This is a genomic window from Marinobacter sp., assembly GCF_965229985.1.
In the GTDB taxonomy this organism is placed as follows: Bacteria; Pseudomonadota; Gammaproteobacteria; order Pseudomonadales; family Oleiphilaceae; genus Marinobacter.
This window is the reverse complement of sequence record NZ_OZ245935.1, coordinates 3,691,092-3,717,386: the sequence shown is the minus strand read 5'-3', so window position 1 is coordinate 3,717,386 and position 26,295 is coordinate 3,691,092. Positions and strand designations below refer to the sequence as shown.

Below are 26,295 nucleotides of genomic sequence, written 5' to 3'. Positions count from 1 at the left end.
ACCAGCAAAGGTACAGCGGCTTACTGCTGCAGGCAAGCGGCCTGACCCCGCTTGTTCAGGAATTGCACAAGATCTGCCCAGGGCATGGGCCGGGCGTAATAATAGCCCTGGATTTCATCGCAATGCTGCTGGCGCAGAAACTCCAGTTGCCCCTCGGTTTCCACACCTTCGGCGACCACGCTGATCTGCAGGCTGTGGGCCAGGCTGATGATGGCCCGAATGATGTGTTCGGCGTCTGCCGAATTGCCCAACTCCTGCACGAACGACTTGTCGATCTTCACCAGCGAGATCGGCAAATGCTGAAGATTACTCAACGATGAAAAGCCGGTTCCGAAATCGTCCAGGGCAAAACTGATCCCCAGCTGGTTCAATTCCCGCAGGCAGCGCTGGGCATACTCCGGGTCGTGCATCATGGCACTCTCGGTCAGCTCCAGCTCCAGCAGACTGGTATCCACGTTGGCGTTAAAGATGATGCGAAAAATGGTTTCAGTCATCTTGCGATCGTGAAACTGCCGGAATGACAGATTGACCGCGAACACCAGCCCGGGGAAACCGAGTTCAGCAGATTCCTGCAAACGCTTACAGGCCTGTTCGATGACCCAGTAACCAATGGGCACGATCAACCCACTGCGCTCGGCCACCGGAATGAATTCGTCCGGCCCCACCAGCCCACGCTCCGGATGATTCCAGCGCAACAGGCATTCGACACCCCGTACTTCTTCCGTGGCCAGATCAATCCGGGGCTGATAGTAAAGTTCCAGTTCCTTGCCCCGAAGGGCGTTGCGGAGGTCCGCCTCCAGACGGAGCTGGTAACCGGCAGAAATGTGCAGCTGGCGGTCGTAGAAACGGTAGCTGGTGCCCGGGTCCCGTTTTGCTTCGAACATGGCACGGTTGGCCCGGCGCAACAGATTTTCGGCGCTGTCTCCGGCTTCCGGGTAGGTTGCGACACCAAGGCTGGCACTAACCACTACGGTCTGGCCATCAATGGTAACCGGCTCATCAAGGGCGTTGACCACCTTGCGGATAATCTGGGTGATGTCCAGGGAGTCCTCGACCTTTTCGACAATAATGGCCAGCTCGTCGCCCCCGATACGCATCAGCGAATCCACGCGCCGGAGCGAATGACGAAGCCGCTCTGCCAGCTTCATCATCAACTGGTCGCTTTTCTGGTAGCCAAACGATTCGTTGATGCTGCGGAAGTCATCAATGTTGAGGTGCAGCAAGGCCAGCCGATGGCCGGCCCGCTCGGCCCGTAGCAAGGCCTGTTGGAGACGATCGAAGAAAAGGTCCCGGTTGATAAAACCGGTGGCGACTTCGCGGCCGAGTTGACCGTGGGCGGACTCGGACAACTGATCCCGATACCAGAGGCATTTCACAGCCCGCCGGAAATTCCAGTGGTCCAAGTTCTGGCGACTGAGATAATCAGCGGCGCCCGAAGCAAGCAATTCGGGCGCCCGCTCCCCGGGAGGCTCGGCACTCAGGGCGAGCACGGGCTTTTCATTGCTGGCAACCGCCAGGTACTGAAGGAAAGATGCCTCTGAGCCACCATGAAACACGCAGTCCCAAACGATGACATCAAAACTGGCGTTGCGGATCAGATCATCACAATCCACCAGGTCCGGGCACCAGGTTGCGTCCGCACTGATTTCGACGTCGCCCGCCAGAAGAGCATTCAGCCAGAGAAAATCAGCGTAATCTGGTGTCAGAACCAACAGGCGCAACTGTCCGGGCCTCATGGTTTCCAGTGGCAATGTCATCAAGCAGGATCCATTTATGCGTGAACAACCGAGTCCGTTCTGTTAATCATAGTCGATAGATCCCCAAGGTACAGTAACTCTGTCTGGTGTAGAATAAGCCCACGTCCGTTATCCCCATTTCGTTCCATTCTGGCCATTTATTTGTGAACAAGCTCAACCCGAGACAAAGCGAAGCAGTCCGCTATGCTGATGGCCCGATGCTGGTGCTCGCCGGTGCCGGCAGCGGCAAGACCAGCGTGATCACCCGCAAGATTGCCTACCTGATCGAGCAGCTAGGAATCCCGGGGCGTCATATTGCCGCAGTCACCTTCACCAACAAGGCTGCCCGGGAAATGAAGGAGAGGGTTGGCCGAATCGTCGACAGGAAGCTGACCCGGGGCCTGATTGTATCCACTTTTCATAATCTTGGCCTCAATATGATCCGGGAAGAGCACACGCATCTCGGTTACCACCCCGGTTTTTCCATCTTCGATGCCGAGGATGCCAAGGCCCTGTTACAGGATCTGATGCTCCGGGAAGCCAGTGCCGAGGCCGGGGACGAGCTCAATGACATCCAGATGACCATTTCATCCTGGAAAAACGCCATGCGGGGGCCGGCCGAAGCCCTGAGCAAAGCCGCGGATGAGCGCGAACAGCGCATTGCGATCATCTACAAGAAATACAACGAGTACCTTAAGGCTTACAACGCGGTCGATTTTGATGATCTGATCCTGCTTCCCGTGATGCTGTTCCGCTCGAATCCAGACGTGCTCGCGAAATGGCGGCGGAAGATTCGCTACATGCTGGTGGATGAATACCAGGACACCAACGTGTGCCAGTACGAACTGGTCAAACTCCTGGTGGCAGAGCGGGCCGCGTTTACCGTGGTTGGCGACGACGACCAGTCGATCTACGCCTGGCGCGGTGCCCGGCCGGAAAACCTGGCCCAGCTCAAGGAAGACTTCCCAAGTCTGAAAATCGTCAAGCTTGAGCAGAATTACCGGTCCACCGCACGGATCCTGCGCAGCGCTAACACCGTGATCGCCAACAACCCCCACGTGTTCGAGAAGGCTCTGTGGAGTGATCACACTATCGGCGAAGAAATCCGGATTGTCCGGTGCCGCAACGAAGACGCGGAAACCGACCGGGTGGCCACCGAGATTCTCGATCAGAAGCTGAAAAAAGGCCTCGATTTCCGGGACTTCGCCGTGCTGTACCGTGGCAACCACCAGGCACGCCTGCTGGAAATGAAGCTGCAGGCCTACCAGATCCCCTACCGCATCTCCGGCGGCCAGTCCTTTTTCTCAAAGAACGAGATCAAGGACGCCATGTCCTACCTGCGGCTGTTGATCAACCCGGACGACGACGCCGCGTTCCTGCGGGTGGTCAACGTGCCCCGCCGGGAAATCGGTCCACGCACCCTGGAGCAGCTCAGCCACTACGCCCGCTCCCGCAATGTCAGCCTGTTCAAGGCCCTGGGTGACATGGGCGCAGAGACCCACGTAACCGAGAAGGGGCTGGATCGTCTCCGGAGGTTTGCTCACTGGGTAGATGCCACTTGCGAGCGGCTGCACAGCGAGAACCCGATACCCGTGATCAAGCAGCTGTTCACGGACATCGAGTACGAAGAATGGCTGCACCAGCACTCAGGCACGCCCAAGCAGGCCGAGCGAAGGATGGAAAATATCTGGTACCTGGTGGAATCCATCCAGCGCATGCTCGATGACGGCAAGGGCACGGCCGATGAGCTCGGCATCGAAGATGCCATTACCAAACTGATCCTTCGGGACATGATGGAACAGCGGGAAGAGGACGACGACAGCGACAAGGTTCAGCTGCTCACGCTGCACGCTTCCAAGGGTCTGGAATTCCCCCATGTGTTCATCATGGGTCTTGAAGAGGAAATCCTGCCCCATCGAAGCAGCATCGAGGAAGGCAACATTGAGGAGGAACGGCGGCTGATGTACGTAGGCATTACCCGAGCCCGGGAAACACTGACGCTGACCTATGCGGCTACCCGGAAACAGTACGGGGAAAAGCTGGAAACCATCCCGAGCCGTTTTCTTGATGAACTGCCCGAAGAAGATCTCAAGTGGGAAGGCACTGGCGACCTTGATGTGGAAGCCAACCAGAAGAAGGGAAAAGCGACTCTGAGCGCGCTTCTGGGCGATCTCGGCCTGTAGATTTCACTTTTTTTCACAAATACTGCAACTTTTGACGCCCCTGATCCGTTCCTGCAAGCGGGAGACCAGATCCCACTTCGACAACAACAAGATCAGGAGAGCTTTATGTCCACACATCGCAATCGATTGTGTCAGCTTACCGGTTCGTTTCTGCTCATTGCGGCGGGGTCCACGACCGCCAGCGCGGGTCTGCTGGGCGGACTCCTCGGGACCTCTAACGAGGATTCATCGAGCCAGACGACTCTGGCAGAGGATTACTCAGAGAAGGGACGTTTCAGCGAACCTTTTGCGGAACCCACCATCATCGTCGACGGTGAGGCTGTTGAAACCGACGAAAAATGCATCACCCGGGCCGATGGCATGGATGAGTGCAAACCGGCAGCAGGCACCATGGCCCTGCTGAAAGACGGTCGCCTGCTCTATTTGAACGCGCTGGAAGGCACTGAGAATGTTGAGCTATCGATCGTTGCCGAATTTGGCGAGGTTTCAGTCAATGACCAGACACGGGTACTGTCGCTGGATGAAAACGACAACCCGTCGTGGCTCAAACCCTCTCCGCTGGATGCCGGTGCCAACCCGGACGGCAATGACAGCGAAACCCTGCTCAACGGCACCGAACTCGACGGCTTGATTGATACTGCAGATAACACCAGCAAAAACGACGGAGCCCTGTTCTGCTCGGATGTTATTGGCCTTGCAAATGGCGATGTCATGGCCGTCGGCGGCACGGACTATTACTCGGAGCCCGGCATTGACGGCCTGCCCCTGGGTGTCGCGGAACTGGAGGGCATCAAGAATTCCAGGATTTTCGATGAGGCAACCAACACCTGGCGCCAGAGCGGTGACATGACCTACGGACGCTGGTACCCGTCGCTGGTCACCCTGGGCAATGGCGACGTCTTTGTTGCCAGTGGCGTCACCAAACTCCTGAAACCGGTCTACCCGGATGAACCGCTGAATAGCGGTCGTAACGTGGTTCAAACGGAAACCTACAACCCTTGCGCGGGGTCGTGGACAGAGAATCCCTCTACCGCAGACAGGTCTTTGCCGTTGTACCCGCGCATGCATCTGCTGCCCAACGGTCACGTGCTCTACAATGCCGGAGGCCAGGCATTCAATCCCTTTGGCCAGGGTTATGACCAAGCCTTATGGAACATTGTCGCGAGCTACAATCCCGCAACCCAGCGCTGGAACGACATCGGCTATGCCGGACTGCCCCTGAGACTGGATGAAGTCGGGCTGGGCCAGCTCAGCAGCACACTGAATATCACCAATCTTTCCCTGGACCAGGTCGGCTCGCTTCTGGGCGATGTGCTGGAAGCTCCGTCTGATCTGCTGGAAAGCGGCGCAGAGCTGGGCATTTCAGAAGAAGACCTGCGAATGGCCATTGCCGGCGGCATGCGCGGTTCCACCTCTTCAACCATGCTCCCGCTGAAACCGAATGCCAACGGCGAATACACAGACGTGGAGCTGTTGACTGCCGGTGGCGTGCCCAGTTACGCCCTGCTGACCAATCCCGGCGGCTACCTGCCCACGGACCAGAGCCGTATCGACCGAATCACCACGAATGGTAATGACATCGGCTACGAATCCCGTCTCACTGGCCCGCTCAACCAGCCACGCTGGTATGGCACCAATGTTGTGATGCCGGACGGCAGCGTCATGGTGTTCAGCGGTGGGAACCGTGATGGCGTTGTCGTGCCCGGCCTTGAAGGGCCGATTCGCACGGCTGAGCGTTTTGATCCGGAAACGGGCACCTGGACTGAAATGGCAACAGGCCACCGGGCACGGACTTACCACAACACGGCGGTACTGATGGAAGACGGTCGTGTGATGATTGCCGGGCATTCGCCGATCAACACCGCCTACCTGACCTTCGTCGATCTTCAGGACTTCGGCTTGGCGCCGTATGACGGAAGGGATCCCAGCTTTGAAATCTACACACCACCCTATGCCATGCGTGACGACCGCCCGGAAATCCTGAGCGCGCCGCGCAACCTGACCATTGGGGATCGCTTCAATATAAAGGTTGACCAGGCAGACCAGATCGACAAGGCGCTGCTGATTCGCCGGACGGTCATGACCCATGTAATTGATGGCGACCAGCGCGCCATTGAGCTAATCATGGAAAGAGGCAACGGCAACAAGCTGACCCTGAAAATGCCAGACAACCACAACGTGGTCCCCCGCCGGCGAATACATGCTGTTCGTAAGCAAAGAGACGGCTGAGGGAAGGGTGCCATCAATATCGGCTCCCATCACCGTGGTCAACGAGAATCTCGAATGCATGGCGCCAACCCAGGTGGCGGGCGACACCACGACCGCCGACGGAATTATCGAATCAACACTTGAGATTCTGTAACCAGGTAACGGGAGTACATTATGAAAAACGGACGGATCAGTACTGGCGGGTTGCCACTGGTTTTGTTCGGCCTGCTGCCCCTGGTGGCCTCTGCGCCAGCAGGGGCGCACGGGGCACCCGACGCAGAGGGCGCTCCCTCTGAGATCGTGCAGGCCCGCATTACCGAGCAGCCGAACATTCAGGGATTGAACGCCATGATTCTGGATGCCCCACGCCCGGGCATCCTGTTGAGCTACCGGGGCGACACCCCTCTGACAGTATTGGGAGCCCAAGACGAGGCTTTTCTCAGGTTTACTGGCAAGACCGTTATGGTCAATACCGACAGCCCGAGCTGGCGGTCTCTGCCAAACGCCCCAACTCTCCCGGGAACGCCCGTTGAGGAGAGTGACAGATGGGCAGTGCTGTCACAAAGTGCCAGTTTTGGCTGGCTGGACCCACGCCTGGCAGCGATGGAGAGCATGCATCACCAGGAACCAGAACATCAGAGCTGGTCGATCACCCTGCAAACCGCCACCGGCGAAACAGCGATGATAGTCGGCGAGCTGAGGCGTAAACCGCTCCCCTGATCGCTAAAACCGGAAGGCCGAAAGGCCATAAGAAAAAGCCCCCGAATGTCGGGGGCTTTTCTTTTACTCAAAATAGCCTTACTGGCTTTCTGCCACCAGGTGCTCGACAGCCGCCTGAATTTCTTCATCTGGACAGTTTGCACAACCGCCCTTGGCCGGCATGGCATTAAAGCCATTGATCGCGTGACTGACCAGGGTGTCCAGCCCCTTGTCGATGCGAGGAGCCCAGGCATCGGCATCACCAATCACAGGTGCGCCAGCAGCACCGGTGGTGTGACAGGCCATGCAAACCGCGTCGTATACTTCGCTACCTGAACGAGGGCCGGAGCTGGCTGTCTCGGTCGGAGCAGCCGCGCTGCCGCACTCTTCACCCTGCATGCAAACTTCGCCTACCGGCTGGATGCGCGCACGGATTTCATCTTCGACACTTGCCATTACGGCGCCCGCTGTCAGGCCAGCAACGACCAGTACAGCAGCCAGGACTCTCTTCATCTTCACAATGCACCTCGCATTTGAGCGTTATAATCTTCGGTCGCCGCATTATAGCGACTGAAACCTGGCAAAAAAACCAAACAGCAAAATCATAAATTGATTTCAACCATTTTAATTGCGATTTCGTAAGTCAGAGGGTGTTTCGCGAACAATCCGGTTACCATGGTGTTCGCCGACGTTTTACCATTCAGGACCTGTTTCCATGACCAATACGGAACCGACTTTGCCTCACCCATTGCGCAAACCACTGCTGATTGCCGAATTCACGGCACTGGCTGTTTTGCTTGCTTCCATGGGGTGGTTTTCCAGTCAGACCAGTGACGGCCAGACGATCAGTGCCGGCTGGCTGCTCATCCCTGCCTTCGCCAGCCTGGGGGTTTTCCTCAGCTTCATTGGGCTTATGTACCTGCGCTGGGTTGCCTCCGCAGAAAGCGGCAACCGATTCAAGCACAAGCTTATTTTCTCGCTTCTGGCCGTCACTCTCATCGGCGTCTGGATCTATGGTATTGCCAACACCTGGTTCAGCCTGACTGCCAGCTAGGAGATCTCCCGATGACACCCCCACATCTGCTGGCGCGATCGACGGCTTTGATTACTGTCTCTGTGCTGTCGGTTCCGTCGACGGTAGCAGCTCAGACCGAGACGGCACCCTCGATTGACTCGCCGGAACAATGCGCGCTGATTGACGACGGGATCAAGCGACTGGCCTGCTTTGACAACCTCTACAAACCGAAAGAGCGCCAGGCCCAGGCCTCTGAAAGCGCCAAAGAGCAAGCCGAGAAAAGCGCGGAACAACTGGCGCCCAATGGCGAGGACCTTGATGCAGTCGCTGGCAATGCCCTGGAAGGCGATTCCGATGCGGGTGTGATGTCGGCACTGGTAGACCGGTATGTAGAGGCTGAAAAGGCCGTTTTCTCATTTTCCGGCAGTTTCGTGGGCCACCGCCCCACCTATATCCTGCCCGTCAGTTGGGTGAAAGACCCGAACGAATCGCCATCGAGCCCCAGGCTAGGTTCTATCGGCTATGACTACGACCTGGAACGGGAAGAGGCCAAGTACCAGATCAGTTTCAAGGTGCCGTTGCTGACGGGGATTCTGGATGACCGCACCACACTCTGGTTTGGCTACACCCAGACCTCATTCTGGCAGGTGTACAACCAGGACGACTCAGCGCCTTTCCGGGAGACCAACTACGAGCCCGAGATATTCGCCCGATACCAGACCGACTGGGATATCGGACCGGGCCGGCTGAATGGGGTGACCCTGGGGTTCAACCATCAGTCCAACGGCCAGTCGGAACCTCGGTCCCGCAGCTGGAATCGCATCATGGGGTCAGCGGCCTACAGTTATGATCGCTGGCTCTTTATGGTCCAGCCCTGGTATCGGCTTCCTGAGAACAATGACGATGATAATGCGGATATCCAGCGCTACCTGGGGTATGCCAATTACCATGCAGTATACAAGCTGACCGAGGATCGGACGTTTTCGTTGCGGCTGATGAATAATCTGCGGTCGGATGACAACAAGACGTCGGTGGAGTTCGGATACAGCTTCCCGATGGGGGATACGGTTAAGGGGTTCTTCCAGTACTACAACGGATATGGGGAGAGTCTGATTGACTACAACCATCGGATTCAGCGGTTCGGTATCGGGATTATGCTGAACGACTGGCTCTGACTTGCCTTGACGCTTCGGTGCAAGACCGCTCGTCACGGTGTCCTTTCCTGAAACACGCTCCTTACGGCACATCCATGTGGCGCTTGAGCTCCGCCATCCATGGCTCCGCACAGTTTCAGGAAAGGACCCCGCGCCGATCGGCCCCGAGCTGCAGTGCTAACCCTCCTCGTTCAATCTCTGCATTTCAGCCAGCAATTCTTCCGTCTTCTCTTCCATCAACGGAATATCCGCCCTCGATTCGACGTTCAAGCGCACAACCGGCTCAGTGTTGGACATTCGTAAGTTGAAGCGCCAGTCGTCGAATTCGATGCTTACGCCGTCCACGTGGCTGACGCTTTTGGCGCCGACGCTGTATTTGGCTTCAATCGCGGCGATGACCTTGGGGGGATCGGCGATGGTGCGGTTGATCTCGCCGCTGGCCGGGTAGGCTTCGATTCGGGCGTCGATCAACGACGACAGGGTCTGGCCGGACTGGCACAGGCGTTCGGCGACCAGCAGCCAGGGGATCATGCCGCTGTCGCAATAGGCGAAGTCGCGGAAGTAGTGATGGGCGCTCATTTCGCCGCCGTAGACTGCGTCTTCGTCACGCATTCTCTGTTTGATGAAGGCGTGGCCGGTTTTGCTTTCGATGGCTTCGCCGCCAGCAGCTTCGACCAGGTCAAGGGTATTCCAGGTCAGGCGTGGGTCGTGAATGACTTTACCGCCCCCGGTTTTGCGCAGGAACTGGTCGGCGAGCAAGCCGACGATGTAGTAGCCCTCAATGAAGCGGCCATTTTCGTCGAAGAAGAAGCAGCGGTCGTAGTCGCCGTCCCAGGCGATGCCCATGGCCGCGCCTTCTGCAATAACGGCGTCAGCGGTGGCCGCACGGTTTTCCGGGAGAATCGGGTTGGGGACGCCGTTGGGAAAATGGCCGTCGGGTTCATGGTGTACTTTTACGAATTCGAAGGGCAGGTGCTGTTCGAGTTCGTCGATCACCAGGCCTGCGCCGCCGTTACCGGCGTTGACGGCAATGGTCATTGGCGTGAGCGCGGCCGCGTCAACGTAGCCCAAAAGGTGATCAATGTATGCGCTCATGACTTCCAGGGGCTCGTAACGCCCTTGCTCAGGAGCATCACCAAAAGGCTCCAGAACCCTGTCGCGAATGTCGTTCAGCCCGTTGTCGGAGCTGATCGGCCGGGATTCGGGGCCGACCATTTTCATGCCGTTGTGGTCTTTCGGGTTGTGGCTGGCAGTTACCATGATGCCACCGTCCATCGCGTAGTGACTGGTGGCAAAATACACTTGCTCGGTGCCGCACAGGCCGATATCGAACACATCCGCACCGGCTGCCATGAGGCCGGAGCTCAGGGCTTCGGCGATGTCCGGACTTGAGAGGCGGATGTCGTAGCCAACGATCACTTTTTTGGCGCCGGTGATTTCCACATAGGCGCGCCCGATTTTCTCGGCCAAGGCCGGATTCAACTGATCCGGCACTCGGCCACGCAGGTCGTAGGCTTTAAAACAGGACAGGTCCATTGTCTCGTATTACTCCGCAGAGGATGACTGAAGCTGGATGTAGTTCTGGATTCCCATCTGGGAAATCATTTCCAGTTGAGTTTCCAGCCAGTCGATATGCTCTTCCTCACTGTCCAGAATGCTTCGGAACAGCTGACGACTGGTGTAATCCTGGATCTCTTCGCAATAGGCGATGGCTTCTTTCAGATCAGCGTGGGCAATTTCTTCCAGCTTCAGATCGCAGGAGATCATCTCTTCGACGTTCTCGCCGATCAGCAGCTTATTGAGATCTTGCAGATTGGGAAGACCTTCGAGGAACAGGATCCGCTCGATAAGCTGGTCTGCATGCTTCATCTCGTCGATGGATTCTTCGTATTCCTTGGCCGCCAGCTTGGTAATACCCCAATCCTTGTACATGCGGGAATGGAGGAAGTACTGATTGATCGCGGTCAGCTCGTTGCCGAGGACCTTGTTCAGATGCTGGATGACCTTTTTATCGCCTTTCATAGTCGGGCTCCCTGATGGCCGAATGAATCAGCCTCTAAGGATAGCCCCTTATCGGACAGGAGAAAAATAGAGCCAGACAATCGCGCCTGTCAGGCAGGCTGCGCGAGCATATTGGCCATGGCAAGGTAATCCGGTGAGCGGCTCTCACGCAGTATTTCGCGGGCTGTGCAAGCGCAGCGCCCGCATTGGGTACCAACACCCAGTTCCTTGCCAAGCTGGCGCATGGAAGAAATGCCGTTGTCGGCAGCTTCGCGAATTTCCCGGTCGGTTACGCCGTGGCAAAGGCAAACGTACATAGCAGTGACTCACCCATGACAATAAAAGTTAGTGATAATTATTGTCATTGGCATCTCGAAATGCAAGCATCCTGGCTTAAATTTGTGCAACTTTTTGTGTTGCGAGACTCACGAATCCCGGGTCAGATTCCGGTAGCCGGCGTCAGAAACCACAACGTTGTCCTCGATCCGGATGCCACCACAGACTCTCAGCCTGTCGATTAACTGCCGGTTCAGGTATTGCCCCAACTCCCCTTTCAGCAAGGGGTCCAGCAACGAGGGAATGAAATAGAGCCCCGGCTCGATGGTTACTACCATGCCGGGCTCCAGCCTGCGGGTCAGGCGCAGGAACGGAGCATCTTCTGGAGGGGGCGTCGGTTTGCCGGCCACATCATGGACTTGCACGCCCAGGAAATGACCAATGCCATGGGGAAAGAAAACCCGGGTAATACCTTTGTCGACGATGGCCTCGTCGTCCAGGCCCGAGACCAGGCCGGTCGCTGACAGCAACGCCGCAACCCCCTGATGGGCCTTGCGATGAATCTCGATGTAATCCACGCCCGGCGCCACCATGCCGCACAATCTCAGCTGGAGTCGCTCAAGCCCGTGAATCAGGGCGGCAAAGTGAGACTCCTCCGGTCCCGCCGTGGTGCGGGTGATGTCGGAGCAATAGCCACGATAACGAACGCCGGCATCGATCAGCAGACTGCGTGGCTGCCCCGGAGGCTGCGTATCGTAATACTGGTAGTGCAGCGTACCTGCGTGCTCATTCAGGCCGATGATGCTGTGATAAGGCGCCTCGGCTTCCCGCTGGCGGGTCGCCTGCTGGTAGGCCAGGTTGATGCCGAACTCGCTTTCACCGGCCAGGAATGCTTCCCGGGCAGCAGCATGGCCCGCCAGAGCCAGCCTGTTGGCCTGGGCAAGACACTCGATTTCATAGGCAGTTTTGCGCACGCGGGTTTCGTCCAGGTCCCGGAGCAGATCGTCCGGGTTTGCGTCCCCGGGGACATTACTGATCAATGCCGGATCACCAATCACCGCCAGGCTGCCGGGGTCATCCAGCAAGGGCGCCTTCGGTGAGCCACTGCTGCGAACCTCGATAAACGCCTGCCAGGGCTCTTCCGGCAACGCCGGGTTGGCATGCCAGAAATCCACCGGCTCGAACAACCAGAGCACGGGCCTGTGCCCCGCCCTGATCCACAGCCAGCAGTGTTCGCGACCGGCCAGGCCGGTCCAGTGCAGAAACGGGCCATAACCCTGGAAGTGCCAGGCCTGATCATCTCCGTACCGGTAAGGGGCGGCGCCTGATGCGACCAGCAGGCTGTCGTAGCCATGCTCCGCCAGGGCCGATTCGTATCGGGCCTGCAGCTCGTTCAGGTGATCGGTCTGCAGCGACAACAGCGCATCATCAGGCATGGCCATCTTCCAGTGTTTTCCAGAGCGTTAAAAGATCGTCCGAACGGGTGTCACGGAGACGGATGAGGCGAATTTCCAGAGGCACGTCCCAGCCTTCGTCACCGGCTCGCACCAGACTGCCGAACTGTTCGCTTTTTTCAGTCATGCGCCGGGGCAACCACCCCATGCCGAAACCCTGCTTGACCAACGCCTTGATACTGGCTGACTGGGTATTCTCGTTCAGGGGTAACAGATTGGCCGTCAACCTGTTGCGGGCAAGATGGCCCTCAATCGCCGATTGCAGGAAACCACGACTGTGATAAGCGATCAGCGGTACCGGCTGTTCCGGGCTGCCCGGCAGGGCAAACCGGGGGTGCCCGTGATCGTCAGCAACGCTGACCGGCACCAGGGACTCGCGAGCCAGCACCAGCCAGTCGTAACCGTCTGCTGTCAGCCTCCCACCCCAGGGCAGATCCGGATGCCAGTAACACAGCACCAGATCACACTCACCACTGTCCAGCGCTTCCAGAAACTGCTCCCCCACCCAGCTGGTGGCGTTCAGGTTCAGCTGCAGACGTTCGGCAATACCCACGTCCTGGGCCCAGCCCTGATAAAAGTGTGAAAACAGCCCCTGGGTGGAGCCAACGCTGATCCTGGCAGAGACCTCGGCTTCAAGAGCGGCAATGCGATCACGGGTATCCCGCACATCCCGGGTGATTCGCTCACACAGCTCCCGGAATATCTCCCCTGCCGGTGTCAGCGAGAGCGGCAACGTCTGGCGATTGATCAGCGTGCTGCCCATGGCCTCTTCCAGCAGCTTTATCCGGCGGCTGAACGTAGGCTGGCTCACGTGCTGCAACTCGGCAGCACGTGAGAAATGGCGCGTTCGGGCCAGCGCCAGAAAATCTTCCAACCAGCGTACTTCCATGGAATCCCCTGAGGGTATGTCGTTGTATCGATGCGAGTTCTTCTGCTGGCATCATAGCCTATCGCAGCGGCGCCGTTACAACCGTCCCTCTTCCACCGCATGGCAGGCAACCTGGGTGCCACCATCGGTGGTGATCAGCTGCGGCACCTCCTGCCGGCATCGCTCGTTGGCATAGGGGCAACGGCCGTGGAACACGCACCCGGAGGGCAGGTTCACCGGCGTGGGCACTTCCCCCTTAAGGCGAATATGGTTGGGCCGGTCATCCTCCAGTTTCGGAATAGCCGACAGCAGCGCCTGGGTGTATGGATGCCGCGGCGCGGAAAACAGGGTCTTGGTGTCCGCAAGCTCACAGACCCGCCCCAGGTACATCACGGCAACCCGGGTACCGAAATGCTCCACCACCGCCAGATCGTGGGTGATAAACAGATAGGTCAGTCCCCGGCTTTCCTGGGCGTCCATCAGCAGGTTCAGCACCTGGGCCTGGATCGACACGTCCAGGGCCGAGATGGGCTCGTCGGCCACGATGAACTCCGGATCGACTGCCAGGGCCCGGGCAATGGCGATCCGCTGGCGCTGGCCACCGGAAAACTCATGGCCGAAGCGGCTGCCCCAATCCGGGTCAATGCCCACCGAATGCATCACTTCGTGAATCTTGTCCCTTACCTGGACCTGGGACCAGTCCGGATGGTGGAACCGGATCGGCTCCTCCAGGGTCTGCTGGATGGTCATGCGCGGGTTCAGGGAGGCATAGGGGTTCTGGAAGATCATCTGCATCTTGCGACGGTAAGGCAGAGAATCCTTGCGCTCGAGATTATCGATACGCTGGCCGTCGTAATGGATCTCGCCGGCACTGGGCGAAAGCAAGCCCATCACGGTTCGGGCCACGGTGGACTTGCCACAGCCGGATTCGCCCACTACGCACAGGGCTTCGCCCTTCTGCACTTCCAGATCCACGCCGTTGATGGCATGAACCGCTTCCTGTTTGCGGCGAAAACGCCCCCCTTCGAAGGTGATCTGCTCCAGCAGGCTGCCGGACAGGTCAAAGCGTTTCTCAAGACCGCGGATACTTACCAACGGGGAGGTCATGATTCGGCCTCCTGCATGCGTTTCTCCTGCTCAATCAGGTTGGCGACTTCGTAACAGGCCACATTCACATTGCCCGAGCGCACATACTCCGGCATCGCCTGTTTGCATTGCTCGGTGGCGAACTTGCAACGAGGGTGGAACGGACAGCCCGTGGGCACGTTCTTCAGTGACGGCATGGAGCCGGGAATCTGGAACAGGCGCTCGCCGGGCTCCCCCATCTGGGGCAGCGCGTTGATCAGCCCCTGGGTGTAGGGGTGCTGGGCATCGTTGATGATTTCCCGGGTCGGGCCCTGCTCGATGATGCGGCCGGAGTACATGACCAGCATCCGCTGGGTCACCTGGGAGACCACGCCCAGATCATGGGTAATCAGCATCAGCGCCACATTCTCCTGCTCGCACAGGTTCAGCAGCAGGTCCATGATCTCCGCCTGGATGGTCACGTCCAGGGCCGTCGTGGGCTCATCGGCAATGATGATTTCCGGGTCCAGCAGCAGGGCGATGGCAATGATCACCCGCTGGCGCATGCCGCCGGATAGCTCATGGGGGTACTGATCCAGACGCTTCTCCGGCGACGGAATCTGCACTTTCTGCAGCCGGTCCAGTGCAATGGCACGGGCTTCTTTTTTACTGATTTTCCGATGGGCAAGGATAGCCTCCACCATCTGGGTTCCGATGGTGAGGACCGGGTTCAGGGTCATCATCGGATCCTGGAAGATCATGGCGATACGGTTACCACGGATTCGGCGCAGCTCCCGCTCGCTCATGGCGGCCAGGTCCCTGCCTTCGAACAGGATCTGCCCACCGGCGATGTAGCCGGGCTGGGCAATCAGGTTGAGAATGGAAAAGGCGGCCACCGACTTGCCGGCGCCGGACTCCCCTACCAGACCCAGCCGCTCGCCCTTGTCCAGGCTGAAGCTGATGCCGCGCAGCGCTGTCAGGTCGCCGCCACGCACGGCGAAACGTACATCAAGATCTTTTACTTCCAACAGTGCCATGGTGTTACCCCTTGTACAGCCGTGGGTTCATCACATCCCGCAACCAGTCACCCAACAGATTGATGACCAGCACGAGCACCACCAGCACCAGGCCCGGGATCAGAGTGATCCACCAGGAACCGCTCTGGATGTAATCAAAGCCGGATTTGATCAGCGAGCCCAGCGACGGCTGGGTTTCCGGCATGCCAAGCCCCAGGAACGACAGCGCCGCCTCGGAAATAATGGCGTTGGCAATCTGGACCGTGGCAATAACGAAGATCGGCGACAGGGTGTTGGGCAGGATGTGCCGGAACATTATTCTTCGGGTCCCGAAGCCCATCACCTTGGCAGCGTCGACGTATTCCTTCTTTTTCTCCGCCAGCACAGAAGCACGGACGGTCCGGGCAATCTGGGGCCACTCGGCAACGCCGATGATGAAGATCAGCATGTAAATGGCGATCTCACCGAACATCAGGTTACCGAAGCTGGCCTTGAACACTGCGCCCACGATGATGGCAACCATCAGCGTGGAGAAGGACAATTGCACATCGGCAATGCGCATCAGCACCGCATCCACCTTGCCACCCAGGTAGCCGGCGAGGAGGCCGAACAGAATGCCCAGAAACGCCTGCAGGACCACCGCCCCGAAACCGATCATCAGGGACACCCGGGTGCCGTACAAAATGGTCGACAGCAGATCCCGGCCCTGGGCGTCGGTGCCCAGGGGGAATGCCGGATCAGCCCCGCTCATGCCCACCGGGGGCAGCTCGGAATTCATAATATTGATCTGCGCCAGATCGTAGGGATCGGCGGGCGCCAGCAGGGGCGCGAACACCGCCGCCAGCACCATCAGCAGCAGCACGGCAAAGCTGACAATCGCCACCTTGTCGCGCTTGAAGCTGTACCAGAAGAAGGACTCGCGGAAGCGGTCCCAGCGGGAAACCGTTGCCGTTGTCATGCTTTCTTTCCTGTCAGTTTGACGGTGGGATTCACCAGACCGTAGATCAGATCCACCAGGGTATTGGTAACCACGAAAATCAGGCCCACCACCATCAGGTAAGCCACGATCAGCGGAATGTCGCTGCGGGTAATGGCCTCCAGGAACATCAGGCCCACGCCGGGCCACTGGAACACGGTTTCCGTGAGAATGGTGTACGCCACCATAATGCCGATCTGCACGCCACCCACGGTGATCACCGGCAGCATGGTGTTCTTGAGCGCATGCAGGAAGTTGATGCGGCCAGCACTGAGGCCCTTGGCCCGGGCGTAACGCACATAGTCACTCTGCAGCACTTCCATCATCTCGGCCCGGATCAGCCGGATAAACAGCGGCAGCATGATCGAGGCCAGCGATACCGACGGCAGGACCAGATGCATCAGCCCGGTGCCGGTGAAGAAGCCGGATTCCCAGGTGCCGAAAAGGTGAGTCAGCTCATCACCACGGCCGTAAGAAGGCAGCCCGCCTTCGGTGCTGAAGAAATCGTTCAGCCACTGGCCCCAACCGGTGTCCGACGGGAACCAGTTCACGGTGACACCAATGGAGAAAAGCTGAATCAGCACAATGGCCGTCAGGAACACCGGGATGGAAATACCCACGGTACTGACGCCCATAAAGAACTTGGATAACCATGCCTGGGGCCGGATCGCGGCATAGACACCAATCGGCACGGAGAGAAACACAATAATCAGACTGGCACCGATCACCAGTTCCAGGGTCGCCGGCAGATGTTCGGCGATCACCTCCAGGGTCGGCTTGCTATAGAAATAGGAGTTGCCCAGGTCACCCTGGAGCGCATTGCCCGCGAAACGCAGGTACTGCACCACCATCGGGTCGTTCAGACCGAGCTCCTCGCGAATGGCTTCCCGCTCCTCTTCGGAGACGGACATGCCCACCATTTCCTGAAGCGGGTCCCCGAGGCCATCCTGAATGGCAAAGGCGATCACACTGATCACAAACATGACCAGAAACGCCTGGGAAATCCGCTGAACCAAAAACGCTAACATGGAAAGCTTCCGGATAAGGCTTGCAAACAAAAGGCCGGCGCCGGATCACTCCAGCGCCGGCCGGTCATCAAAGGCAATTACTCAACAACCAGGTCACCCAGGTACGGGAAGTTCATGACATTGAGCACCGGCTCAATCTTCACGTTCTTCTTGGAGGCCCAGGCCAGGTCCTGCCAGTGCAGAGGAACGAAGGCGGCATCGTCATACAGACGCTGCTCCACTTCCTGCAGCATGGCCGCACGCTTGTCCAGTTCGGTCTCGACGTTGGCCTGTTGTACCAGGGCGTCGATTTCCGGATTGCAGTAGTTACCGGCGTTGTACTGGCCAGCGCCGCTGTCGGCGTCCGGGCAGAAGGTCAGGAACTCGTAGAAGTTGGCGGAGTCTTCGGTGTCCGCGTGCCAGCCGATCATCATCATGTCAGCGGCGCGGTTGTCATACTCCGGCCAGTACTGGGCCTTCGGCAGGGTTTTCAGATCCACCTTGATGTTGATCCGGGCCAGCATGGCAGCCACCGCCTGAGCGATCTTGTCGTCGTTCACGTAGCGGTTGTTCGGCGCCATCATGGTGATGGTGAAACCATCCTCATAACCGGCTTCTTTCATCAGTTCCTGGGCCTTGGCCACATCGAAGCGCGGTGTGAGGGAGTCGTTGTGGCCCTGGTAGCCCGCCGGGGACATCTGCGCCGCCGGAGTTGCGAAGCCCTTCATGATCTTGGCGGCAATGCCTTCCTGGTTGATGGCATAGGCAATGGCCTGGCGGACCTTCGGATTCTTGAAGGCTTCCACCCGCTCCTGGTTCATGTGGAACAGGATGATGCGGGTACCACTCATGGTGACCAGGTTGGCGTTCTTGTCATTGCGGATCCGCTCCAGATCATTAGGCGGAACCGGGGCGATAAAATCGACACCACCGGACAGCAAGGCAGACACCCGGGTGTTGTTCTCCTTGATCGGCGTCAGCACGATCTTGCCGACGTTGCCCGGGGACTCGGTATCCCAGTAGTTATCAAAACGCTCGAACTCGACCCGGACGCCCTGCTTGCGCTCGGTCACAGTGTAAGGGCCGGTGCCCGACAGATTCTCGGAGGCGAAGGAGTTGCCATGCTTGAGGATGGCGCTCTTGTCCTTGCCGTCTTCGGTCTGGCCGCTGTAGAACTCACTGTCGAACGGGAAGATATAGGTGGCGGTGTTCAGCAGCAGCGGGTAAGGCTCGCTGGTCACCAGCTCGAAGGTGTAATCATCGATGATGTTGATGCCGCTGAAGGGCTTGAAGATAGCCTTGAAATCCTGGCTCTGCTTCAGTCGATCGAAGGTGAACTTCACATCGGCGGCGGTCAGCTCGTTGCCGGAGTGGAACTTCACACCTTCACGGAGCTTGAAGCGCATGGTGTTTTCATCCACCCGCTCCCAGCTCTCTGCCAGACGCGGCTCGAAGCCAAGATCCTTGGTCCAGCGCAGCAGCGGATCAAAGGTCATATGGGACAGCTGCAGGATGCCACCAGACAGCTGCTCATGAATGTCGAGGGTTACCGGATCGGCGTCGTACGCCATCTTCAGTTCCTTGGTCGCCTCGGCGCCCAGAGCAACTGGCGCCGAGGCCAGGGCCATGGAACCGACAAATGCTGCAATCAGTTTTTCATCGCGTTTTCCGTCGCTGTTTTAGGAATTTTCACGGAACATCGGCGCAGAACGGCGCCGAATGCCTGGCCAACAAGCTAGTCTCGGAAAACACTTAGGGCAATCGAAATTGCGACATGGGGCTATACGCCAGGTGAATGACCTGTTTTGGCGCGGACTTACAGACGAAAAACCAATGGCAGAATAAGCGCGGTGAAAACCCCGGTAAGGCCCATTCCCAGGGATGCAAACGCACCGGCGGTGTGACTGATTTCGAACGCCCTCGCCGTGCCAATCGCATGACCATTCAGCCCCAGGGCAAAGCCCAGAATCCGTTCGTCTTTTACAGGCAAAAGCCGCGCGAGCAGGTCAACGAAGAGGGTTGCCACCACGCCGGTGATCAGGAGCCCGCCCATCATCAGGGGCACCGAACCGCCCAACTGCTCGGTAATACCGATGGCGATAGGCGCAGTAACCGACTTGGGCGCCAGCGATGCCAGGACCTCCGGCGTCGCGCCCAACGCCCAGCCAATCACCACGGCGTAAATCGCCGCCATGGTGGCGGCAATCGGCAGCGTGACCACAATCGGGCGCCACATGGCACGGATATGGTGCATCTGCTGGTACAAGGGAATGCCGAGTGCGACGGTGGCAGGCCCCAGCAACACCGTCAGCCAGCGCGCGCCCTGTTGGTAATCCTGGTAATCCACCGCCAATGCGATGAAGACGGATAAAAGACACGCAGACAAAACAACCGGCGGCAGCCAGATAGGCCGGCCAATGCGGGAAAACAGCCAGTTGCCGGCAAAGAAGGCACCGAGGGTCAAACTGATCGCAAGAATCGGGGTGGCGGCAAGCGACTCCGGCAGGGCCTGGAAGCGCGCGAGGAGCTCACTCACCATCGCTAACGCCTCTTTTCGTCACCGCCTTCATCAACAACAAGGTAGTCAGCACACTGAGAAAGGTGCCCAACAGAAGGGCCGCCGCAACCGCCAGCCATTGCCCCGAGAACTGGTCCGCCGTGAAAAACACCCCCACAACCCCCGGCATGATCAGAAGCACCAGCACCGAGATCAGACCCTGGCTGGCCCGGGCCAGATCATCACTGACACTGCCCTTGAGCATCAGCGTGAAGGTAATGACCACCATCCCAAGCACGCCGCCACTCACTGGCAGCGCCAGAAGCAGACGAACAGACTCACCAAGAATAAAAAACAGCACCAGAACCAGAAAACCACGCAACATCGGCATGCGCTTACACTCAACAAGGAAAGAATTGCATTACACTAGCCCAATCCACCACTTCGATACCAATGCAGGAAGCCCATGGCGCTCAAAGCAACCATCCTGAAGGCAACGCTCAACATCGCCGATATGGACCGCCACTACTACGCGGACCATCACATGACCATCGCCCAGCACCCGTCGGAAACCGACCTGCGTGTGATGATCCGGCTGCTCGCCTTTGCCCTGAATGCCAGCGACTCCCTGGAATTCACCAAGGGCCTGAGCACCGATGACGAGCCCGAGCTGTGGCAGAAAGACCTGACCGGCGAGATCGAATTGTGGATTGAACTTGGTCTGCCCGAGGAAGACCGAATAAGGAAGGCCTGCAATCGCGCCGGGAAAGTGATCCTGTACACTTATGGCGACCGCGCCTTCCCTGTCTGGTGGGACAAACATCATGGCAAGCTGGAACGCTTCGACAACCTCACCATCATCCACCTGCCTGGCGATGACACAGAGGCGCTGGCCGCCCTCGCGGACCGGTCCATGAGCTTCCAGGTGACCATCCAGGATGGCGAGGTCACCTTCAGCAACGACAACAACCTGGTAACAATTACCCCCGAGCCGCGACTGCCCCAAAGCTGATGGCAGGACTTGCCCTCAGGGGCTGGACAGCGACCTGCTTCGCACGTAAGATTGCGCACTCGAAATCGGCGAGCCATCGTCGAGCTCGAAGCGCCCGTAGCTCAGCTGGATAGAGCGTTGCCCTCCGGAGGCAAAGGTCATAGGTTCGAATCCTATCGGGCGCGCCATGAATATCAAGGACTTGCGTGAGAGCGCAGGTCCTTTTTTTTGGCTTGTGCCCAAATGGTGCCCTGACAGTGCCCATCATTTTTTCAGAGATTAACCTCCGATATTCTTTTCGACCTTTGCCCTCCTTTGCGATTTCCGGGATTCAGGCACAGTTTCCCGGGCCTCGCCTACCCCCACCAACTAACGTAATGCGACCCGATATCGAGTGGTTAGCAAGACGGACTTTCCCAACTCCGGGTCCACCAAATAAGGGGTCAGGGCCACATTCTCACCGCTCCTCAGGACTCTGAGCAGGCGACAGTAGCCAGGGTGAGATAAGGAGTCTAGCTGCCGGAATAAGCTTTGGTCGCAAAGCGAACATTCAAAGCAATGTCCGAGTGGAAGCGTCGTGTGTCTTCCGCATCAGGTTGACCAACCTCCGCCTGACGATTTAGGAAAATGCTCTTGCCCGCTCAAAATTCTTAACGTGATACAGACCCACGATTTAGTCTTCAGCTTGTCCCAGGCGATGCCTTATTCAACACGAGGAAAACGCCGAAAACCATGCATACCAAACCCGCCATCCTTTGCACATCAATACTGAATCTTTGCGCCCCCATCAATCCAAAGTGATCGATAACACTCATCGCAATCAGTTGACCCAGCAAAACGAAGGCAATCGCGTTTGAGATCCCGAATCGAGGTGCTATCCAGGTAATCGTGAGAATGTAGAAGAGTACGAAAAAGCCACCAAAATAGTAATAAATCGGGGTGTCGGCCTGATAAACCGATTCAGGAAGTCCTTCCTTCAGGAGCAAATAGACAAACGCGCAAACAAGCCCTACGAAAAACAGTATTGTTGCGGCCAGAGCAGGACTTTGGAGCTTCGCTCCAAGCCCACCGTTCAAGGTTGCCATTACTGGAATGCCAATGCCAGCAATGACCATGATGATCGAATAAATGATGTAGTTGTTCATGGGTAAGCAATCCGCGTTTGGGGTAAAGGTGTCTGCGTGGCTATGAATGAGATTTAGGGCCAACCGCCAGTAAAATTAATGACTTGTCCCGTTGTGAACGGAGAGCGACCGGAAATGTAGAACTCCACGAGTTCACCAAATTCCTCTGGAGTTCCAAGGCGGCCGCAAGGCACCAAGCTGGCTATGTGCGCTCTGCCCTTTGGGTCCTCTACATAGGTGGCTTTTGGGTAGTACATTTCACTGTATAAGTAGTTGGGCTGTATCGCGTTTACCTGAATATTGAAAGGAGCTAATTCCCGTGCAACAGCAAGAGCAAGAGCAGTCGCCCCAGCTCTCACACTCGTTGCCAAAGCAAATCCCTCCTCGGGTTGAAGCTGTCTGGCTGAAGTAATGAAGGCGATAGAGCCTTGCCTATTGACTTTGAGTTTCGGTAATACCGCCTGGCAGATTTGGAGAGGAAACTCTATCAACGCCTCATGAGCTGCCCTTATTTCTTCGAGCGATATCTCTTCAAAAGGCTTGGGCTCGTTTGGGTGAACGTCGTTCATGACGAAGCCCAACACCTCGCCAACTTGCTCCGCCTCAAGAGCAATTTCCCGTGGAGTCTGAGCAGAAAGGGCAGTAACGTTTTCCCTTTTCGAATAACTTATCCTGTGCTCAGGGTCTGCGAAAGCTTTGTCATGGCACAGCACCTGGTAGCCATACCTACTCAGGACTTCAACGACGCCTGGCCCAGTATAGGACTCTACATTGGTAACCAGGACGGTCCTCACGACAGCTCTCCTTCATACAGATAACTTCGGAGGGCCTCTCGTGTTGCATCGGAAAGAGGCTGCGAGCGTTGGGTGGCGTTATTCACGTGGACAATTACGGTTTCAGCCGTTGCGGCGCATGTCCCATTCTGGAAGATTCCTTGATAGAGCCCAATGGAGCTTTTTCCAATCCTCGTTACTGCTGTCCCTATTTCAACTACGCCAGGCCAAAATATCTCTGCCCGAAGTTGCAGATTGAGACTTGCTATAACAAAGGAACCATCAGGAGCGGCCAACGGTTCCTCGGGATTGTAGAGGAATTCGACCCGGCCAGTTTCAAGAAACGTCGAGAACACGGCGTTATTGACATGTCCTTGCCGGTCCGTATCTGCATACCGGAGCTTGTCGTACGTGTGAGCGGGGAAGTGTTCCAGTGCAACCTGTTTCTGTTTTTCAGTGCTCATGATCTACTCCTTCCGAGGCGAGCCTTCCTGCTGCCTTTTTTGCCGATTCGAGTATTTGATCGGACAATTCACTCGAACTCACAGCACGAGAAAGCGCCATGGAGCCCACGAGTAGAGAGAAAAAAGCGAGAGTATCTTCGTTTTTTTGGTCGTCGGTACCATCAGGACCTTGTGCTTCGATTGCCCGCAGAGTTTTCAGTAGCTCAGCCTCGTAAGCTTCCTGAAACTCGGGATCACTTCGAGCGGTCTCGGAACACAGCGCGGCGAGCGCGCAACCATCATCCAGATTGTCCCTGTGCTTTGGGGTGAGATAACGGCTAGCTAGTTTGGAAAGGTGTGAAGACCAAGAACCTGAACTGAATCTTGCCGTCCATCTTTTTCGGTTCTCCTGGAGGGCTTCAGTCAATGCAGCTCTCGCCAGCTCACCTTTGTTCTCGAAATGGGAATAGAAAGCGCCGTGGGTGAGGCCGGCGTCATCCATTACCGCAGCTACACTGGCTCCCCTAAGGCCTTCACGACGCAGTCGCTTGGAAGCGGCAACAAGAATCTTCCTCTGGGACTCCCACTTTTTCTCTGATCTCGATTTCATAGCGCCCTTCACATGACAATCATCATACGAAAAATTTTACGCATGATGGGTATCATGTCAAATATCATGAAGGTAAAGGTGGAGCCAAGGTCGATAGTTCCGCCGCTGTAGGGCCTAGAAGTCAAATACCGCATGCATTCCAGTTATCCTCAACGAGATCAAGGAAAACCCGGATACGTGACGCCAGTGAAGTACTCGGATCGAAAACGGCATCGACCAATTCGCGGAGATTTGGTCGGATGACTTGATGACTCAATACTGCAAAAAGATTTCCCCGAGGCCAAACTTTCATAAGTCATAAAGTTGGACAGATAAGCCAGTCCTTGGACTTTCCCCACTAAGCGTGACACGCCCCAGCCTTAAACGGAGGCCATTTCAAAGGCCTGTTTTAATATCAGCAAGATTGGTAACTTTTCCTCAACTCATCAGATATTGTGCTCAGATCCCGAGGAGCCTCCTTTTCACGCCAACGCAAACCGATAGTGCGGGCCATCGGGAAACCCGCGATTTCGACTGCCACCAAATTCTCAGGAATCAGACTTTTGGGAGCAAGCGTAATTCCAGCCTCTCGCTCGACAAGAGAAAATGCGACTTCCTCTCTTTCGATTCGCCAGCGCACTTGTATTGTTACTCCAGCCTCCAGGAGCAATGATTGCGCCGCCGCCGACATTTCACAGCGCGAACGAAGAACAAACGGAAACTGCTCAAGCGCTTTCAGGTCAACAGACTGATTAGGAGTTGAAGCCAAGAGTATGCCTGGCGCCATGGCGAGAACGAACGGTTCATCCCATAGAACCCGCGTATTGGCTTCGCCTTCCTCGACCACGGTCCATGCCAAGTCAACCCGCCCCTGAGACAGCCAGCCCGAGATGCGCGACACAGATCCTTCCCAAAACTCGACGCAATGAGTCTGTAGAAGGCTTTGCAAGGAATCCAAGGCAGTTTCAAGCGCAGATGCTGGCAAGGTTTCGAGAATGCCGATCCGAAGCCGCTCCCTAGACAACGGCATATCTCTCAATTCGGCTTTAGCATTATCGTATGAGCAAAGAATGGCGGTCACTCGAGTATAGAACTGCTGTCCTTCTGGTGTCAGGCGAAGGCCCAGTCTGCCTTTTCGACGCTCAAATAAAGATACCCCCAATTCCTGTTCAAGAGCCTTCAAGGCGGCCGACAAGGCAGGCTGGGAAATATTTAACCGGTCGGCGGCTTTACCAATGCTCCCTTGGTCCACGATTGCTGCAAAAAATCTAAGCGGCCTCATGTTCATAACTAGCTCCTATGATTAATGATCAATTATATCCAATATTCAGATGCTAACTCAGAGGTTACATTTGAATTCGAATCGTTAGAACACGGACAACTGATCACTCGGAGAGGTTTTAGCCATGAACGAAACCGTTTGGTATGAGACTCAAGACAGGATTGCTTACATTACTCTGAATCGTCCGGAAGCATTGAATGCTCAGGACGACGCCCTCAACGAAGGGCTGGCTCAAGCATGGGAGCGCTTCGAACAAGACGAAGACGCAGATGTCGCAGTACTGCAGGCAAACGGAAAGGCTTTCTCCGCGGGAGCCGATCTCAAGTCTTATATACCCAAATGGGAAAGTGCTTCATTCTCCGATCTAAGGCACAACATCCGTCATGGCCTGGGCGGGGGGATCACCCGTGGACACCATCGGATATACAAGCCCATCATTGCTGCGATCCAAGGTTACGCCGTCGGTGCGGGTTTTGAACTGGCATTGGCATGTGACATTCGTATTGCATCGGAAGATGCCACTATGGGTGTTTTCGAGGTAAAAGCCGGACTCCATCAGGGAGACGGCGGCATTGTGAGACTGGTGAACCTGGCCGGAATTGGGGTAGCCCTGGACCTGACCTTAACAGGCAGACCTGTGTCCGCGGATGAAGCTTTACGTTTAGGGCTTGTAAGTCAAGTAGTACCGCGTGGAGATTTACTGGCTACCGCCGAATCGACGGCCAAAAAGATTCTTGCCAATAGCCAGCCAGCAATTCGATCAGCCAAAGAAACCATTCTGGAAATAATTGGTCGCCCTCTAGACGACGCTCTCCGACTGGAAGCTCTTTATGGATACAGCAGCTTTGGAGATTTTAGTGAAGTTCGAAGAAGGATCGCATCCATCAATTCTGGAAAATCATAGCAGCGAGAGCTGAAGAAAAGCGCAGCTTTTAGCT

Annotated in this window: 27 protein-coding genes and 1 tRNA gene; 9 read left to right on the top strand and 19 right to left on the bottom strand. The window is 56.9% G+C overall.

Annotation, left to right across the window (positions count from 1 at the left end; all coding sequences use genetic code 11):
- Positions 1 to 20 precede the first annotated feature (20 nt).
- The gene (locus ACO06L_RS17000; RefSeq protein ID WP_064228465.1) at positions 21 to 1,757 is read right to left on the bottom strand and encodes a putative bifunctional diguanylate cyclase/phosphodiesterase; all 1,737 of its coding nucleotides are present in this window, start codon (positions 1,755 to 1,757) and stop codon (positions 21 to 23) included.
- Between the two features lie 143 nt (positions 1,758 to 1,900).
- Here ACO06L_RS17000 and rep point away from each other — a divergent pair, with 143 nt between their 5' ends.
- From rep to ACO06L_RS16980, 4 genes are all read left to right on the top strand, one after another.
- On the top strand, positions 1,901 to 3,919 hold the full coding sequence (rep, locus tag ACO06L_RS16995) for a DNA helicase Rep (protein WP_202347999.1): 2,019 nt from the start codon (positions 1,901 to 1,903) through the stop codon (positions 3,917 to 3,919).
- Between the two features lie 105 nt (positions 3,920 to 4,024).
- On the top strand, positions 4,025 to 6,148 hold the full coding sequence (locus tag ACO06L_RS16990) for a galactose oxidase-like domain-containing protein (protein ID WP_421846022.1): 2,124 nt from the start codon (positions 4,025 to 4,027) through the stop codon (positions 6,146 to 6,148).
- Positions 6,120 to 6,281: a hypothetical protein gene (locus ACO06L_RS16985; protein ID WP_421846020.1), complete on the top strand. Its 162-nt coding sequence runs from the start codon at positions 6,120 to 6,122 to the stop codon at positions 6,279 to 6,281. Before ACO06L_RS16990 ends, ACO06L_RS16985 begins: the two co-directional genes overlap by 29 nt.
- 20 nt (positions 6,282 to 6,301) lie before the next feature.
- A complete protein-coding gene (locus ACO06L_RS16980; protein WP_202348001.1) occupies positions 6,302 to 6,847 on the top strand; it encodes a hypothetical protein in 546 nt (181 codons plus the stop codon).
- 78 nt (positions 6,848 to 6,925) lie between these two features.
- Here the strand turns inward: ACO06L_RS16980 and ACO06L_RS16975 are convergent, their stop codons facing one another.
- Positions 6,926 to 7,339: a c-type cytochrome gene (locus ACO06L_RS16975; protein ID WP_064228469.1), complete on the bottom strand. Its 414-nt coding sequence runs from the start codon at positions 7,337 to 7,339 to the stop codon at positions 6,926 to 6,928.
- A gap of 202 nt (positions 7,340 to 7,541) precedes the next feature.
- Between ACO06L_RS16975 and ACO06L_RS16970 the strand changes: the two genes are divergently transcribed.
- Together ACO06L_RS16970 and ACO06L_RS16965 are read left to right on the top strand one after the other, a co-directional pair.
- Positions 7,542 to 7,880 (top strand): hypothetical protein, encoded by a 339-nt coding sequence (locus ACO06L_RS16970; protein ID WP_064228470.1) that lies wholly within the window; start codon positions 7,542 to 7,544, stop codon positions 7,878 to 7,880.
- Between the two features lie 11 nt (positions 7,881 to 7,891).
- Positions 7,892 to 9,016 (top strand): phospholipase A, encoded by a 1,125-nt coding sequence (locus ACO06L_RS16965; RefSeq protein WP_202348002.1) that lies wholly within the window; start codon positions 7,892 to 7,894, stop codon positions 9,014 to 9,016.
- A 156-nt stretch (positions 9,017 to 9,172) separates the two neighbouring features.
- On the opposite strand, the gene ACO06L_RS16960 is transcribed toward ACO06L_RS16965, so the two are convergent.
- The 12 genes from ACO06L_RS16960 to ACO06L_RS16905 form a co-directional block, all read right to left on the bottom strand.
- Positions 9,173 to 10,531: a phosphomannomutase gene (locus tag ACO06L_RS16960; RefSeq protein WP_202348003.1), complete on the bottom strand. Its 1,359-nt coding sequence runs from the start codon at positions 10,529 to 10,531 to the stop codon at positions 9,173 to 9,175.
- 9 nt (positions 10,532 to 10,540) lie between these two features.
- A complete protein-coding gene (bfr, locus tag ACO06L_RS16955; protein ID WP_064228472.1) occupies positions 10,541 to 11,017 on the bottom strand; it encodes a bacterioferritin in 477 nt (158 codons plus the stop codon).
- 89 nt (positions 11,018 to 11,106) lie between these two features.
- Positions 11,107 to 11,313 (bottom strand): bacterioferritin-associated ferredoxin, encoded by a 207-nt coding sequence (locus ACO06L_RS16950; RefSeq protein WP_064228473.1) that lies wholly within the window; start codon positions 11,311 to 11,313, stop codon positions 11,107 to 11,109.
- A gap of 108 nt (positions 11,314 to 11,421) precedes the next feature.
- Positions 11,422 to 12,708 carry a Xaa-Pro dipeptidase gene (pepQ, locus tag ACO06L_RS16945; protein WP_202348004.1) on the bottom strand — a complete coding sequence of 429 codons (1,287 nt, stop codon included), beginning with the start codon at positions 12,706 to 12,708 and terminating at the stop codon, positions 11,422 to 11,424.
- Entirely contained in the window at positions 12,701 to 13,615 is a 915-nt protein-coding gene (locus ACO06L_RS16940; protein ID WP_202348005.1) for a LysR family transcriptional regulator, read from the bottom strand. Before ACO06L_RS16940 ends, pepQ begins: the two co-directional genes overlap by 8 nt.
- 75 nt (positions 13,616 to 13,690) lie before the next feature.
- Positions 13,691 to 14,701, bottom strand: coding sequence for an ABC transporter ATP-binding protein (locus tag ACO06L_RS16935; protein WP_202348006.1), 1,011 nt, complete (start codon positions 14,699 to 14,701; stop codon positions 13,691 to 13,693).
- Complete coding sequence (locus ACO06L_RS16930; protein ID WP_202348007.1) at positions 14,698 to 15,696, bottom strand: ABC transporter ATP-binding protein; 999 nt, start codon at positions 15,694 to 15,696, stop codon at positions 14,698 to 14,700. The genes ACO06L_RS16935 and ACO06L_RS16930 overlap by 4 nt, the downstream gene beginning before the upstream one ends.
- A gap of 4 nt (positions 15,697 to 15,700) precedes the next feature.
- Entirely contained in the window at positions 15,701 to 16,633 is a 933-nt protein-coding gene (locus ACO06L_RS16925) for an ABC transporter permease (protein ID WP_014575818.1), read from the bottom strand.
- Positions 16,630 to 17,679 (bottom strand): ABC transporter permease, encoded by a 1,050-nt coding sequence (locus ACO06L_RS16920; protein ID WP_041644890.1) that lies wholly within the window; start codon positions 17,677 to 17,679, stop codon positions 16,630 to 16,632. The genes ACO06L_RS16925 and ACO06L_RS16920 overlap by 4 nt, the downstream gene beginning before the upstream one ends.
- A 77-nt stretch (positions 17,680 to 17,756) precedes the next feature.
- Positions 17,757 to 19,286: an ABC transporter substrate-binding protein gene (locus ACO06L_RS16915; RefSeq protein WP_202348008.1), complete on the bottom strand. Its 1,530-nt coding sequence runs from the start codon at positions 19,284 to 19,286 to the stop codon at positions 17,757 to 17,759.
- Positions 19,287 to 19,474: 188 nt separating this feature from the next.
- Positions 19,475 to 20,197, bottom strand: coding sequence for an LrgB family protein (locus ACO06L_RS16910; protein WP_202348009.1), 723 nt, complete (start codon positions 20,195 to 20,197; stop codon positions 19,475 to 19,477).
- On the bottom strand, positions 20,187 to 20,546 hold the full coding sequence (locus ACO06L_RS16905; RefSeq protein WP_202348010.1) for a CidA/LrgA family protein: 360 nt from the start codon (positions 20,544 to 20,546) through the stop codon (positions 20,187 to 20,189). The genes ACO06L_RS16910 and ACO06L_RS16905 overlap by 11 nt, the downstream gene beginning before the upstream one ends.
- Before the next feature lie 75 nt (positions 20,547 to 20,621).
- Between ACO06L_RS16905 and ACO06L_RS16900 the strand changes: the two genes are divergently transcribed.
- Together ACO06L_RS16900 and ACO06L_RS16895 are read left to right on the top strand one after the other, a co-directional pair.
- A complete protein-coding gene (locus ACO06L_RS16900; protein WP_202348011.1) occupies positions 20,622 to 21,167 on the top strand; it encodes a YaeQ family protein in 546 nt (181 codons plus the stop codon).
- 90 nt (positions 21,168 to 21,257) lie between these two features.
- Positions 21,258 to 21,334, top strand: a tRNA-Arg gene (locus tag ACO06L_RS16895).
- A gap of 492 nt (positions 21,335 to 21,826) precedes the next feature.
- Here the strand turns inward: ACO06L_RS16895 and ACO06L_RS16890 are convergent.
- The 5 genes from ACO06L_RS16890 to ACO06L_RS16870 all read right to left on the bottom strand — a co-directional run bounded on the left by ACO06L_RS16890 (position 21,827) and on the right by ACO06L_RS16870 (position 25,363).
- Positions 21,827 to 22,291, bottom strand: a complete 465-nt coding sequence (locus ACO06L_RS16890; protein ID WP_202348012.1) for a DMT family transporter — start codon at positions 22,289 to 22,291, stop codon at positions 21,827 to 21,829.
- A 53-nt stretch (positions 22,292 to 22,344) separates the two neighbouring features.
- The gene (locus ACO06L_RS16885; protein WP_202348013.1) at positions 22,345 to 23,064 is read right to left on the bottom strand and encodes an SDR family oxidoreductase; all 720 of its coding nucleotides are present in this window, start codon (positions 23,062 to 23,064) and stop codon (positions 22,345 to 22,347) included.
- Complete coding sequence (locus ACO06L_RS16880; protein ID WP_202348014.1) at positions 23,061 to 23,507, bottom strand: acyl-CoA thioesterase; 447 nt, start codon at positions 23,505 to 23,507, stop codon at positions 23,061 to 23,063. The genes ACO06L_RS16885 and ACO06L_RS16880 overlap by 4 nt, the downstream gene beginning before the upstream one ends.
- The gene (locus ACO06L_RS16875; RefSeq protein ID WP_202348015.1) at positions 23,497 to 24,096 is read right to left on the bottom strand and encodes a TetR/AcrR family transcriptional regulator; all 600 of its coding nucleotides are present in this window, start codon (positions 24,094 to 24,096) and stop codon (positions 23,497 to 23,499) included. Before ACO06L_RS16875 ends, ACO06L_RS16880 begins: the two co-directional genes overlap by 11 nt.
- Before the next feature lie 394 nt (positions 24,097 to 24,490).
- Positions 24,491 to 25,363 (bottom strand): LysR family transcriptional regulator, encoded by an 873-nt coding sequence (locus ACO06L_RS16870; RefSeq protein ID WP_202348016.1) that lies wholly within the window; start codon positions 25,361 to 25,363, stop codon positions 24,491 to 24,493.
- A 118-nt stretch (positions 25,364 to 25,481) separates the two neighbouring features.
- Between ACO06L_RS16870 and ACO06L_RS16865 the strand changes: the two genes are divergently transcribed.
- Positions 25,482 to 26,261 carry an enoyl-CoA hydratase/isomerase family protein gene (locus tag ACO06L_RS16865; protein WP_202348017.1) on the top strand — a complete coding sequence of 260 codons (780 nt, stop codon included), beginning with the start codon at positions 25,482 to 25,484 and terminating at the stop codon, positions 26,259 to 26,261.
- The last annotated feature ends 34 nt before the right edge of the window (positions 26,262 to 26,295 follow it).